This is a genomic window from Synechococcus sp. CCY 0621 (genome assembly GCF_019038465.1).
Classification (GTDB): Bacteria; Cyanobacteriota; Cyanobacteriia; order PCC-6307; family Cyanobiaceae; genus Cyanobium.
The window spans coordinates 87,855-100,103 of sequence record NZ_JAFKRH010000015.1; the positions used below are offsets into that span (position 1 = coordinate 87,855).

Genomic DNA, 12,249 nt, shown 5'->3' on the forward strand with positions numbered 1-12,249 from the left:
CCCGCCGCCCCCTCTGAATCAGGAAACCCTGCTGTTCGAGCCGGCCCAACCGGTCGCCGATGCCCTGCGCACCGTGCTGGCCTTCCCCAGCAGCTATTCGGTGGGGATCACCAGCCTGGGCTACCAGGTGGTGTGGGCCAGCCTGGCGCGCCGCAGCGACCTCGACGTGCGTCGGCTGTTCACCGACCAGGGGGACCCCCCACACCGCCACTGCGATCTGTTCGGTCTGTCGCTCAGCTGGGAGCTGGACGGCCCCGTCCTGCTCGACCTGCTGGAGCGCCAGGGGATTCCCCTGTGGAGTCACCAGCGGGGGGAGGACGACCCGATTGTGTTCGGCGGCGGCCCGGTGCTCACCGCCAACCCCGAACCGCTGGCCCCCTTCTTCGACGTGGTGCTGCTTGGCGACGGCGAGCTGCTGTTGCCCGCCTTCATCGACGCCCTCCAGGCCAGCCGCACCCTGTCCCGGTCCGAACGCCTGCGGCAACTGGCCCGGGTTCCCGGGGTCTACGTGCCGGCGCTGTATGCCCCCCGCTACGACAGTGAGGGAGCCTTGCTGGCGGTGGAGCCCACCGTCGCCGACCTGCCGGCGACCGTCGCCAAGCAGACCTGGCGCGGCAACACCCTGAGCCATTCCACGGTGATCACACCGGAGGCGGCCTGGCCGTCGATCCACATGGTGGAGGTGGCCCGCAGCTGCCCGGAGCTGTGCCGCTTCTGCCTGGCCAGCTACCTGACCCTGCCGTTCCGCACCGCCTCCCTCGACGACGGGCTGATCCCGGCGGTGGAGACGGGACTGGCGGTGACGCAGCGGCTGGGCCTGCTGGGGGCCTCGGTGACCCAGCACCCCCAGTTCGCCGACCTGCTCAGCTGGTTGGATCAGGACCGTTTCGAGGGCACGCGGGTCAGCGTCAGCTCGGTGCGGGCCGCCACCGTGACCCCGCAGCTGGGGCGGATCCTGGCCCGGCGGGGGAGCAAGTCACTCACGATCGCGATTGAAAGCGGCAGCGAACGCCTGCGCCGGGTGGTGAACAAGAAGCTGAGCGGCGAGGAAATCTTCGCCGCGGCCCGCTACGCCAAAGAGGGTGGCCTCAGCGGCCTGAAGCTCTATGGCATGGCCGGGCTGCCCAGCGAAGACGACGCCGACATCGAGGCCACCGCCGACCTGCTGCTGGCCCTGAAGAAAGCCACCCCGGGCCTGCGGCTCAGCCTGGGGGTGAGCACCTTCGTGCCCAAGGCCCACACCCCCTTCCAGTGGCAGGGGGTGCGCCCGGAGGCCGAAAAGCGCCTGCAACGGCTGGCGCGGCGCCTGCAGCCGAAGGGCATCGAGCTGCGACCGGAGAGCTATGGCTGGAGCGTCATCCAGGCCCTGCTCTCCCGCAGTGACCGCCGCCTGGCACCGGTGATCGCCGCGGCGCGGGGCCAGCACGACAGCCAGGGCGGCTGGAAGAAGGCCTACCGGGCGGCCCGGGCCGGCGAGGTGGCCGCACCGGCGGATCTGCCATTTCCCCTGCCGCTGCCGCCCCCCTGGGAGGAGGTGGTCCATGCCACCTGGAACGAGGAGCGGGTGCTGCCCTGGAGCCATCTGGAGGGGCCCCTACCCCCGGCCACCCTGCTCAGGCACCGGCAGGAGGCGCTGGCTGGCGATAGCAACGCAGACCCGCCAAAAGCACCCAGCCCGCCACATTGACGCGGCTGTCGTAGAGGGGAATGTCGGTGGCGTGGAGGGCCACCAGCACCAGGGTCGCCGCCCACCAGGCCCGATCGAACAGGCTGCCGCCGGCCATGCCCAGCCAGCCGGCCCGGCCCAGCAGCCACAGCACCAGCCCCACCACGAGCACGGCGACCGGAACCCCGTGGCTCAAGGCCAGATCGATCGGCAGGTTGTGGGGGTGGCCATGCCAGAAGCCGGTTCGCATCGGGTAAATGATGCTGAAGGCGGCCGCCCCCCAACCCAGCCAGGGCCGTTCGGCGATCAGCCCCACGGCCACCTGCCACTGGGCCAGGCGGGTGATCGCCAGCGGCCGCTGACCGCCGGAGTCCAGGTCGATCAGCCGGCCCCAGATCGCCTCGGGCACCAGCTGGCGAGCCAGCTCCTGCGGGGCGGCCGGCACCCAGGGCAGGGTGGCCAGGCCGATCACCGCCAGCACCACCAGCAGCACCGGCAGCAGCCACACCCAGCTGCCCGGCCCCGCCACCAGGGGCACCGCCAGCATCAGGGCCCCCCAGGCATTGCGGGAATCGGTGAGAAACACCGCCGCCACCAGGCTGGCGGCGATCACCAGCACCACCCCCCGGCGCCGCCAGCCCTGGCGGGCGTCCAGCAGGGCCGCCAGGGTGAAGGGCCAGGCCAGGACCATCCAGGCCCCGGCGATGTTGGCGTAATCGAACAGGCCCGCCAGCCGCTGCGGCGGATTGCCACCCGCCTTGATGTGCCAGATGATCAGGCCCCCCAGCCACTGGAACGGTCCGCTCCAGCCCCACCAGAGCTGGCCCAGGCCGGTGAGGATCACCGGCACCGTGCCGGCCACCAGGGCCAGGGCCACCCGGCGGCGGGCGGCGGGGGTGCCGAGATACACCTGGAAGCCCCAGAAGCCCCAGAAGAAGGGCAGCCAGTTGCCCATCCCCAGCCAGGCCAGTTCGTTGCTGGCGGCCCGGAAGCAGCCCAGCACCATCAGCACCGCCGTTGCCAGAAGCACACCATTGGCGCGGTCCTCCAGGACGGGGCGACGGCCGCGGCTGCCCAGGATCAGGGCCAGCAGCAGGGCCAGGCCACCCAGAAAGGCACTGCTGGCCAGCAGGAACATCCCCAGCTGGAAACAGCGCCAGCCCAGGGGGGTGGCGGCGGCGGGCCGATGCGCCAGCAGGCGGTCATCGAGGGCGGAAAAACGGATCACCGGGGCGGCGGCGGCAACGGGGGACCGGCGGCGGGTCCCGGGGGAAGGCTCAATCAAACACAGCGGTTCGGCCGCGATAGACCATCACCTGTCGCCGCAGAAACAGGCGCACCGCCCGGGCCAGGGCCAGCCGTTCGGTGTCCCGACCTTTGCGGATCAGGTCCTCCACCTCGTCCCGGTGACCCACGTGCATGGTGGCCTGCTCGATGATCGGGCCCCCGTCCAGCTCCTCGGTGACGAAGTGGGCGGTGGCGCCGATCAGCTTGACGCCGCGCTCCCAGGCGCGGTGGTACGGCTGGGCCCCCTGGAAGGCGGGCAGGAAGGAGTGGTGGATGTTGATCACCTGGGAAAAGCGGGCCAGGAACGCCGGGCTGAGCACCTGCATGTATTTGGCCAGCACCACCAGCTCGATCCCCTCCTCCGCCAGCAGGTCCAGCTGGGCCTGCTCCACCTCCGCCCGGGAGGCCGCCGTGATCGGCAGATGCACGAAGCGGGCACCGAAATCAGCCGCCAGCGACGCCAGGTCCGGGTGGTTGGAGACCACCAGGGGAACCAGCATCGGCAGTTCCCCGGAGCGGGTGCGCCAGAGCAGGTCCACCAGGCAGTGGTCCTGGCGGCTGGCGAAGATCGCCACCCGGGGCAGGGCATCGGAGAAATGCACCTGACCCTCACCGCCGAGGCGCCCCGCCAGGGCCGCCACCGCCGGCACGATCGCCTCGCGCGGCAGGCCGAAGCCCTCCAGGGCCCATTCGATCCGGCTCAGGAACAGCCCCGCCCCCGCATCGGTGTGGTGATCGGCATGCACGATGTTGCCGCCGTTGGCGGCCACCCAGCCCGAGAGTTCGCTCACCAGCCCTGGCCGATCGGGGCAGATCAGCTGCAGGATCGCCGTGGGAGAACGCATCGATGATTCCGGAATGGAGCGTTGTCGGGACCGTCATGGTGGCGCAGTCGGGCCGGTAAAGTCACGGCGCCAGCCACGTCACAGCACCGTCCCATGGCCGTCGCGTCGATCCCCGCCCCCATCTCCCTGATGGCAGGCCTGCGCCGCCTCGGCCTGCTCGCCGTGGCCTTGCTGCTCAGCCTTTCGCTGGTGGCCTGCTCGGGTGACCAGACCCGCAAGCCCCCGACGATCAGCCCCGCCGACATGAACCTGATCGCCCGTCAGGCCGAAGGGTTCCTGGCCTCCAAGGAGCGCCTGCCCGAACTGGCCGATCTGGTCAACGACCGCAACTGGGTCTTCACCCGCAACCTGATCCATGGTCCGATGCAGGATCTGGGTCGCCAGATGCTCTACATCAACCAGCGCCTGCTTCCAGCCGACAGGGCCGAGGCCGGCAAGCGGGCCACCAAGCTCAAGTCCTCCCTGGCCAAGCTTGATGAGGCCGCCCGTCTGCAGGACGGCGAGAACCTGCGCAAGGACTACATCAAGGTGGCCACCGGCTTCAGTGCCTATGCCGAGGTGATCCCGGCCGAGGCCGTCGCCATGGCCGAAGCCTTCGCCGCCGAGGCGAAGGTGTCCAATGCCGTGCCCCCGGCCCCCTCGGCCTCCACCCCCGCTCCCCAGCCCGTCTCGGTGAGCGACGACGCCTGAGGCCAGGCCCCGGAACGATCCGCCAGCCGGCGGCGCCTCCACCACGGTGATCGTGGTGGGGGCCGGCATCGTGGGCCTGGCCTGCGCCTGGTGGCTCCAGGGCCGGGGCCACAAGGTGTTGCTGCTGGATCCGGTCCTTTCCGGTGATCCCCCGGGCGTTCGCGATGCCGGCGGCGAGTGGCGCAGCGGCAGCCGGGCCGCCCTCGGCGTGCTGATGGCCGACAGCTTCCACCGCGACCGGGGCCGGGCCTGGGACCTGCGTCAGCGCAGCCAGGAGCTCTGGGGCCAGTGGCGCCGCGAGCTGGCGCAACGGGGACATCCGATCCCCTACCGGGCAGGGGTGCTGCTGCTGGCCGCCGATGGCGCCGAGGCGGAACGCCTGGCGGCGCTGGGGGCGCGCAAACGGGCCCTGGGCCTGCCCATGGAACCCTGGGACCGGCGGCGGCTGGAGCCGCTCCAGCCCACCCTGCCCCAGCCGTCCCTGGCGGGGCTCCACTGCGGCCGCGATGGCCAGCTCGATCCCTGCACCGCCCTGGCCGCCCTGGCGGCGGACGGCCGGCAACGGGGCCTGAGCCTGCGGGGAGAGGCGGCCGTGGCCCTCCAGCCCGATCAGGGCGGCTGGCGGGTGGATCTGGCCGGCGGCGGAGCGGAGCGGGCGGCCTGGGTGGTGCTGGCGGCCGGGACCACCGCCGGCGCCTTGCTGGCAGGCGTTTCTGGCATCGCAGGCGATCGCTGGACGCTGGAGCCGGTGCTGGGCCAGGCCCTGGAGCTGGAACTCGAGGCCCCCCTGCCCACCCACTGGCCCGGGACGGTGGTGTGGCGCGGCGTCAATCTGGTGCCCCGTCCCGACCTGGAGGGCGGCCGGCGGCTGTGGCTGGGGGCGACCCTGGAACCGGGCGACAGGGCCGACCCGGCCCAGCTCGTCCAGCTGCGCCAGCTGGGCGGTGCGGCGCCGGAGTGGTTGCGGGAGGCACAGGTGGTGCGCCATTGGCAGGGCCTGCGGCCGCGGCCCGTGGGCCAGCCGGCCCCGCTGCTGGAGCATCCGGCACCGGGGCTGCTGCTGGCGGCGGGCCACTACCGCAACGGCGTGCTGCTGGCACCGGCCAGCGCCGCCTGGGTGGCCGACCGGATCGAGGCCGGCCGCCACGGCGCCTGAAAGACACAGCAGCCCATGAAAAAGCCCCCCGAGGGGGGCTTGGTGCAGATGGATCCGGGCCGGGCGGCCCAGGGATCACTTGCTCTCGGTGAACTCGGCGTCGATGACGTCATCGGCGGCGGCGGCGGTGCCGTTGCCATTGCCGCCAGGAGCGGCGCCGGCGGCAGCACCCTCGGCCCCGGCCTGCTGGTACACGGAGGCACCGGCGGCATAGAGGGCCTGCTGGAGCTGCTCGAGGCTGGCCTTGATGGCCGGGCTGTCGTCCTTCTCAAGGGCTTCCTTGAGGTCGGCGGAGAAGCCTTCCACCTTGGCCTTGTCCTCGGCACCAACCTTGTCGCCCAGTTCGCCGAGCTGCTTCTCGGACTGGTAGATGAGGGTCTCGGCCTGGTTCTTCAGGTCGATCTTCTCGCGCTTCTCCTTATCGGCGCTGGCGTTGGCCTCCGCGTCCTTCACCATCTTGTCGACTTCGTTGTCGCTGAGGGTGGAGGCCCCGGTGATCGAGATGCTCTGTTCCTTGCCGCTGCCCTTGTCCTTGGCGGTGACACTCAGGATGCCGTTGGCGTCGATGTCGAAGGTGACTTCGATCTGGGGCACGCCGCGGGGGGCCGGGGGGATGCCGTCGAGACGGAAGGTGCCCAGCGACTTGTTGTCGGAGGCCATCTCGCGCTCGCCCTGGAGCACGTGGATCTCCACGTTGGTCTGGCCGTCGACGGCGGTGGAATACACCTCCGACTTCTTGGTGGGAATGGTGGTGTTGCGGGTGATCATCTTGGTCATCACGCCACCGAGGGTTTCCACGCCCAGGGAGAGCGGGGTGACGTCGAGCAGCAGGATGTCCTTGACCTCGCCGGCGAGCACACCGCCCTGGATGGCGGCACCCACGGCCACCACTTCATCGGGGTTCACCGTCTGGTTGGGGGTCTTGTTGGTGATCCTCTTGACCAGCTCCAGCACCGCGGGGATGCGGGTGGAACCGCCCACCATGACGATCTCGTCGAGCTCGCTGGTGGAGAGCTTGGCGTCCTTGAGGGCCTGCTCCACCGGCACCCGGCAGCGGTCGATCAGCTTGGAGGCGAGCTCCTCGAACTTGGCCCGGGTGAGGGTGAGGTCGAGGTGCTTGGGGCCTTCGGGAGTGGCGGTGATGAAGGGCAGATTGATCTCGGCCTGGGTGGCGCTGGAGAGTTCGATCTTGGCCTTTTCGGCCGCCTCGGTGAGGCGCTGCAGGGCCTGTTTGTCCTGGCGCAGGTCGATGCCTTCGTTGGCCTTGAAGTTGTCGGCCAGGTGATCAACGATCACCTTGTCGAAGTCGTCGCCGCCCAGGTGGGTATCACCGCTTGTGGAGAGCACCTCGAAGACGCCGTCGCCCACTTCCAGCACGGAGACGTCAAAGGTGCCGCCGCCGAGGTCGAAGACGAGGATGCGCTCGTTGCTCTTGCGATCCAGGCCATAGGCGAGGGCTGCGGCGGTGGGCTCGTTGATGATCCGCAGCACTTCGAGGCCGGCGATCTTGCCGGCGTCCTTGGTGGCCTGGCGCTGGGAGTCGTTGAAGTAGGCGGGGACGGTGATCACCGCCTGGGTGACGGTTTCACCCAGATACTTACCGGCGTCCTCGGCCAGCTTGCGCAGCACTTCGGCCGAGATCTCCTCGGGGGCGAACTGCTTGCTGAGAACCGGGCACTTGATCTTGACGTTGGAGCCGGCCTTCTCGACGCCGTAGCTGACTTCCTTTGACTCCTCGTTCACCTCATCGACCCGGCGGCCGATGAAACGCTTGACGGAATAGAAGGTGTTCTCCGGGTTCATGACCGCCTGGCGCTTGGCGATCTGTCCGACCAGCTTGTCCTGGTTCTTTGTGTAGGCGACCACGGAAGGCGTCGTACGGAAGCCCTCGGCGTTGGCGATCACCGTGGGCTTGCCGCCCTCCATCACGGCGACGCAACTGTTCGTGGTGCCGAGGTCAATACCGACGACCTTGCCCATGGATGACCGACTCCTGTTGTGAATGAATTTCTGGCTTCCGCCATCTTCCGCATCCGGGGTTGACCCAGGCGAGGGGTGGTTCCCGAACCGGTGCCGTACCGGGACGGGGCCGGCGGCCTGTCGGAGCCTGGGATCCGGCGGATCTACGGTCGGGCGGCAGCTGCCCGCGCGAGCCCATGGCGACCCCCCCGACAGCACCGACGATCGGTGGCGGCACCGCCCTGGTGGGGGTGCTGGGGGATCCGGTGCGCCATTCCCTTTCGCCGGCGATGCACAACGCCGCCATCGCCGAGCTGGGCCTCGACTGGGCCTACCTGGCCCTGCCGGTGGCGGCCTCCGACCTCGCCGTGGTGCTGCGGGCCCTGGCGGCGATCGACTGCCGCGGCCTGAACGTCACCCTGCCCCACAAGCAGGCCGCCGCCGAACTGGCGGACGCGCTGACACCGCTGGCCCAGCGGCTGGGGGTCGTGAACACCCTGGTGCGTCGCGAAGGCGGCGGCTGGCTCGGCACCAACACCGATGTGGAGGGTTTTCTGGCGCCGCTGCGGCCCCTGGCCGCCCGTGAAGCGCTGGTGCTGGGCTGCGGTGGCAGTGCCCGGGCGGTGGTGGCGGGCCTGGTGGACCTGGGCCTGGACTGCATCCGGGTGGCGGGCCGCGACGCCGCGCGCCTGGAGCCGTTCATCCGCTCCTGCGCCGACTGGGCCCCCGGCCTGGTGCCCCTGGTCTGGGAACCGGACAGCACCGGCTCAGCGGACCCCCTGGGCGCGGCGTTGGCGAGCGCCGATCTGGTCGTCAACACCACCCCGGTGGGGATGGCCTCCACGGGCGATCCCGCCGCCGCGGAGCGCTCGCCCCTGCGCGCCGACCAGATCGCGGCCCTGTCACCGGCGACCACGGTCTACGACCTCATCTACACACCCAGACCCACGGCCCTGTTGCGCCTGGCCCGCCAGCAGGGCTGCCGCAGCATCGACGGCCTGGAGATGCTGGTGCAGCAAGGGGCCGCCTCCCTGCGGCTCTGGAGCGGACGGCAGGAGATGCCGGTCGTCGCCATGCGGGCCGCCGCTCTGGCCCGGCTGGAGGCCCCCTAGCCTGCGTTCACTGTCCTGCCTTTGCCCAGAGCCCCCATGGAAGGTCCTCCGATCTGGCAGCGGCTGCTGGGAGCCCTGGCCTACCTGCTGCCCCTGAGCGACGCCCTGCGCTTTGGCCAGGCCCTGTTCGACATGTTCCCGCTGCTGCAGTGGGTCGCCGTGCCGGCCCTGCCCCTGGTGGTGCTGGAGCAGGCCATCCCCTTCGGCGGGCTGGTGCTGTTCCTGCTCCTGTTCCTGCTGGTGGTACGCAACCCCAGGGTGCCCTACCCGATCCGCTTCAACGTGCTGCAGGCGATCCTGATCGACATCGTGCTGGTGCTGCTCACCCTCGCCTTCGACACACTGCTGGCCCCCCTCGGCGCCGGCTTCGCCATCCGCACCCTCTCCAACACGATCTTCCTCGGCACCCTGCTGCTGGTGCTGTTCTCGGTGATCCAGAGCCTGCGGGGCAAGGAAGCCGACATCCCCACCGTCTCCGAAGCCGTGCGGATGCAGCTGTTCTGAACGTTCCTGGAGGAGCGGCGACGACGCTGCGATAGGTTCCTAGATCCGTCGCTGAAGGGCTCCGTGCCCATCAGCCCCTCCACAGGCGACCATGACGCAGCCCTATTACGAGACCATGTACATCCTCCGGCCGGACATTCCGGAAGAGGAAGTCGAAACCCACGTCGCCAAGTACCGCGACCTCGTGATCGAGGCCGGCGCCGAAGTTCTCGACACGCAGATGCGCGGCAAGCGCCGGCTGGCCTACCCGATCGCCAAGCACCGGGAAGGCATCTACGTGCAGCTCAACCACAGCGGCGACGGCCAGCAGGTGGCCGTACTCGAGCGGGCCATGCGGCTTTCTGAAGACGTGATCCGCTACCTGACCGTGATCCAGGACGGCCCCATGCCTCCCCCCCGCAGCGTCCCCGGCGCCGCCGTCGAGGTGGCCCCCACCGAACCGGCGGCGGTCTGATCCCGGTTGTTCATCCCTGAGCACTGGGCCTAAAGTCCGCCCAATGGGTGCTAGGCGATGACAGCTTCGGACAAGGAGGACGCCTATCCGGAGGGAACCCTCCCATCCCGTGTGGTGCCGGCCCAGCCGGCCTACACCCCTTCTGGTTGGCCCGCCAATCAGGCACCGCCGGCTCCGAGCGTGCTGACCCCCGGCCAGCCGGTGGCCCCTCTGGCGCCGCCACAGCCGGCCAGCTTCAGCTTTGGCGAGGTGCCTGCCGCCGGCGCCGACACGGCGGCCATCCCCCGCGAGCCGATCGACGCCGAGCCGATCCTGCTGGACCCAATCGCGCCACCGGCTGCGGCCAAGGCCCCCCAGGCGGCAGCGGCGGGCTCGAGCCTCGCCATCACCACCACCGGCCCGGATGCCCACCAGCTCGAAATGGAGCTGGCAGCCGCCCGCGATGAGCTCAAGGCGCTGCACGAAATGCTCGAAGACCTTCCCGAGATCTTCGAGCGCAAGTTTCAGCAGCGCCTGGCCACAGTGATGGAGCACCAGAAGCATCTGCTCGACGACAACCAGGCCCTGCGGGAGCGGCTGTACAGCCTCAATCCGGCTGCCGCCGACGGTCCACCGCCTGGCTCAGGCCGCCCCCAGCCCCTGCTGCTGTCCACGGTGGTCAGGAAGGAAGGCTGGGGTCAGGCCCTGAAGCGGGCCCTGCGGCTGGGCGGCCCGGACGCCAATGGGCGTACGGGCGAGGGGACACACCAGAAGATCAGTCGCCACGACGACGGGCGGCCCATAACCGCGTAGGCATCCCCCAGACGTAGATGAAGCCCTCGGCGGCGCGGTGATCGAACAGATCCTCGGCGCCATAGGTGGCCATGTCGGGCACATAGAGGCTGTCGCTGGCGCTGGAGCGCCCCACCACGGTGGCGCTGCCCTTCTGGAGCCGGATCCGCACCAGGCCGTTCACCGTGGCCTGGGTGCGGTCGAGGAAGCCGTCAAGGGCGTCCTTGAGGGGGCCGAACCAGAGGCCCTGATACACCAGATCCGCCCAGCTCATCTCGATCTGGCGCTTGTAGCGGAGCACGTCGGCGGCCAGGGTGAGGCTCTCCAGCTCCTGGTGGGCGCGGATCAGCAGCAGCAGGCCAGGGGTTTCGTAGATCTCCCGGCTCTTGATGCCCACCACCCGGTTCTCGATCATGTCGAGGCGGCCGAAGCCATGGGTCCCCGCCAGGGCATTGGCCCGCCGGATCAGGGCCACCGGGTCGAGACGCTCACCGTCGATCGCCACCGGATTGCCCTGCTCGAAGGCGATCTCCACCACCTGCCCCTCGGTCGGGGCATCCGCCACCGAGCGGGTCATGGCAAAGACCTCCTCCGGCGGCTCCACCATCGGGTCCTCCAGGGGGCCAGCCTCGATGCTGCGGCCCAGCAGGTTGAGGTCGATCGAATAGGGGGATTTCTTGCTCACCGGCGCCGGAATGTCAAAGCGCTCGCCGTAGGCGATCGTCTCTTCCCGGCTCATGCCCCATTCCCGCGCCGGAGCCAGCACCTTGAGGTCGGGGGCCAGGGCACCGATCGCGACATCGAAGCGCACCTGATCGTTGCCTTTGCCGGTGCAGCCGTGGGCCACCGCATCGGCACCCACCTCGCGGGCCACCTCGACGAGGCGACGGGCGATCAGGGGGCGGGCCAGGGCCGTTGACAGGGGATAGCGGCCCTCATAGAGGGCATTGGCCCGGATGGCGGGGAAGGCGAACTCGCGGATGAAGGGATCGATCAGGTCGTCGACCAGGGAGCGGCTGGCGCCGGCCGCCAGGGCCTTGAGCCGGATCGGCTCGAGTTCATCGCCCTGGCCCAGGTCGGCGGCGAAGGTGATCACCTCCTTCACCCCCCACTCCCGCATCAGGTAGGGGATGCAGACGCTGGTGTCGACACCACCGGAATAGGCGAGCACGACCCGCTCGGCACGCGGCGTTCCTGTCTGCGGTGCACCACCCGCCACCTGCTGCCCCAACTCCGCCATCAGTGACGCTCCTGCTCAGTGGCGACCGATTCTGTCGCCTGGGGCCATTCTCCCCCCTGGTCCGCCGCCGGCAGGCGCCAGCGAAGCAGAACCACCAGGGCCAGCAGCAGGGGCGGCCCGAGCACCAGGGCCGCCACCACCGCCGGCACGATCGGCAGGGGCTGGGGCCAGCGGATGGCGGCCGCGGCCAGCAGGGTGCTGAGGATGAGGGCCGCCGACCAGAGACGGCCCACTTCCAGAATCTTGGCGGTGTTCATGGGCGGCGCGGTAGGGTGATGAGTCGGTCCTTGACGACCCAGCCTGACGGCATGAGCATTCTCGACACGATCAACCCCTCCCTGACCCGCTACCGGCGCAACGAGCCGGCGCCGGTGCTGCCATTGCGGGATGAGCCCGATCTGCTGAGCCTGCTGGAGGCCAGCGGCCGCCTGGTGGCCGATGAGGAAACGGCCAGCACCGATGTGAGCACGGTGGAAGAGGAGGAGCTGTCGGCGCTGATGGGCGAGAAAGAGGATTACAGCCCGGCCGACGAGCCCTCGGAGGAAGACTGGGAGGACTGACGGTC

12 protein-coding genes and 1 pseudogene are annotated in these 12,249 nt (G+C 70.1%); 8 read left to right on the forward strand and 5 right to left on the reverse strand.

What is annotated here, in order from left to right; translation table 11 throughout:
- Nucleotides 1-73 precede the first annotated feature (73 nt).
- Complete coding sequence (locus tag KUG43_RS05575; RefSeq protein WP_216907273.1) at nucleotides 74-1,687, forward strand: B12-binding domain-containing radical SAM protein; 1,614 nt, start codon at nucleotides 74-76, stop codon at nucleotides 1,685-1,687.
- Here KUG43_RS05575 and KUG43_RS05580 read toward each other — a convergent pair.
- Together KUG43_RS05580 and purU are read right to left on the reverse strand one after the other, a co-directional pair.
- Nucleotides 1,614-2,894: an O-antigen ligase family protein gene (locus tag KUG43_RS05580; protein WP_216906961.1), complete on the reverse strand. Its 1,281-nt coding sequence runs from the start codon at nucleotides 2,892-2,894 to the stop codon at nucleotides 1,614-1,616. The two genes, KUG43_RS05575 and KUG43_RS05580, sit on opposite strands and share 74 nt — an antisense overlap.
- Nucleotides 2,895-2,943: 49 nt before the next feature.
- Nucleotides 2,944-3,798 carry a formyltetrahydrofolate deformylase gene (gene purU / locus KUG43_RS05585; protein WP_216906963.1) on the reverse strand — a complete coding sequence of 285 codons (855 nt, stop codon included), beginning with the start codon at nucleotides 3,796-3,798 and terminating at the stop codon, nucleotides 2,944-2,946.
- Nucleotides 3,799-3,924: 126 nt separating this feature from the next.
- On the opposite strand from purU, the pseudogene psbQ reads away from it, so the two are divergent.
- Nucleotides 3,925-4,380, forward strand: a pseudogene (psbQ, locus tag KUG43_RS05590) (photosystem II protein PsbQ); the annotation flags it as partial.
- Between the two features lie 154 nt (nucleotides 4,381-4,534).
- Nucleotides 4,535-5,644 carry an NAD(P)/FAD-dependent oxidoreductase gene (locus KUG43_RS05595; RefSeq protein WP_216906967.1) on the forward strand — a complete coding sequence of 370 codons (1,110 nt, stop codon included), beginning with the start codon at nucleotides 4,535-4,537 and terminating at the stop codon, nucleotides 5,642-5,644.
- 75 nt (nucleotides 5,645-5,719) lie between these two features.
- Here the strand turns inward: KUG43_RS05595 and dnaK are convergent, their stop codons facing one another.
- Complete coding sequence (gene dnaK / locus KUG43_RS05600) at nucleotides 5,720-7,624, reverse strand: molecular chaperone DnaK (RefSeq protein WP_216906976.1); 1,905 nt, start codon at nucleotides 7,622-7,624, stop codon at nucleotides 5,720-5,722.
- Between the two features lie 176 nt (nucleotides 7,625-7,800).
- On the opposite strand from dnaK, the gene KUG43_RS05605 reads away from it, so the two are divergent.
- From KUG43_RS05605 to KUG43_RS05620, 4 genes are all read left to right on the forward strand, one after another.
- On the forward strand, nucleotides 7,801-8,715 hold the full coding sequence (locus KUG43_RS05605) for a shikimate dehydrogenase (protein WP_216906978.1): 915 nt from the start codon (nucleotides 7,801-7,803) through the stop codon (nucleotides 8,713-8,715).
- A 36-nt stretch (nucleotides 8,716-8,751) separates the two neighbouring features.
- On the forward strand, nucleotides 8,752-9,219 hold the full coding sequence (locus tag KUG43_RS05610; RefSeq protein ID WP_216906980.1) for a Tic20 family protein: 468 nt from the start codon (nucleotides 8,752-8,754) through the stop codon (nucleotides 9,217-9,219).
- A 91-nt stretch (nucleotides 9,220-9,310) separates the two neighbouring features.
- A complete protein-coding gene (gene rpsF, locus KUG43_RS05615; RefSeq protein WP_216906981.1) occupies nucleotides 9,311-9,673 on the forward strand; it encodes a 30S ribosomal protein S6 in 363 nt (120 codons plus the stop codon).
- A 57-nt stretch (nucleotides 9,674-9,730) separates the two neighbouring features.
- The gene (locus tag KUG43_RS05620) at nucleotides 9,731-10,465 is read left to right on the forward strand and encodes a hypothetical protein (protein WP_216906983.1); all 735 of its coding nucleotides are present in this window, start codon (nucleotides 9,731-9,733) and stop codon (nucleotides 10,463-10,465) included.
- Here KUG43_RS05620 and KUG43_RS05625 read toward each other — a convergent pair.
- Nucleotides 10,428-11,684 (reverse strand): argininosuccinate synthase, encoded by a 1,257-nt coding sequence (locus KUG43_RS05625; protein ID WP_216906985.1) that lies wholly within the window; start codon nucleotides 11,682-11,684, stop codon nucleotides 10,428-10,430. The two genes, KUG43_RS05620 and KUG43_RS05625, sit on opposite strands and share 38 nt — an antisense overlap.
- Nucleotides 11,684-11,941 carry a hypothetical protein gene (locus KUG43_RS05630; protein WP_216906987.1) on the reverse strand — a complete coding sequence of 86 codons (258 nt, stop codon included), beginning with the start codon at nucleotides 11,939-11,941 and terminating at the stop codon, nucleotides 11,684-11,686. Before KUG43_RS05630 ends, KUG43_RS05625 begins: the two co-directional genes overlap by 1 nt.
- Before the next feature lie 51 nt (nucleotides 11,942-11,992).
- On the opposite strand from KUG43_RS05630, the gene KUG43_RS05635 reads away from it, so the two are divergent.
- On the forward strand, nucleotides 11,993-12,244 hold the full coding sequence (locus KUG43_RS05635; protein ID WP_216907275.1) for a DUF3134 family protein: 252 nt from the start codon (nucleotides 11,993-11,995) through the stop codon (nucleotides 12,242-12,244).
- Nucleotides 12,245-12,249 lie beyond the last annotated feature (5 nt).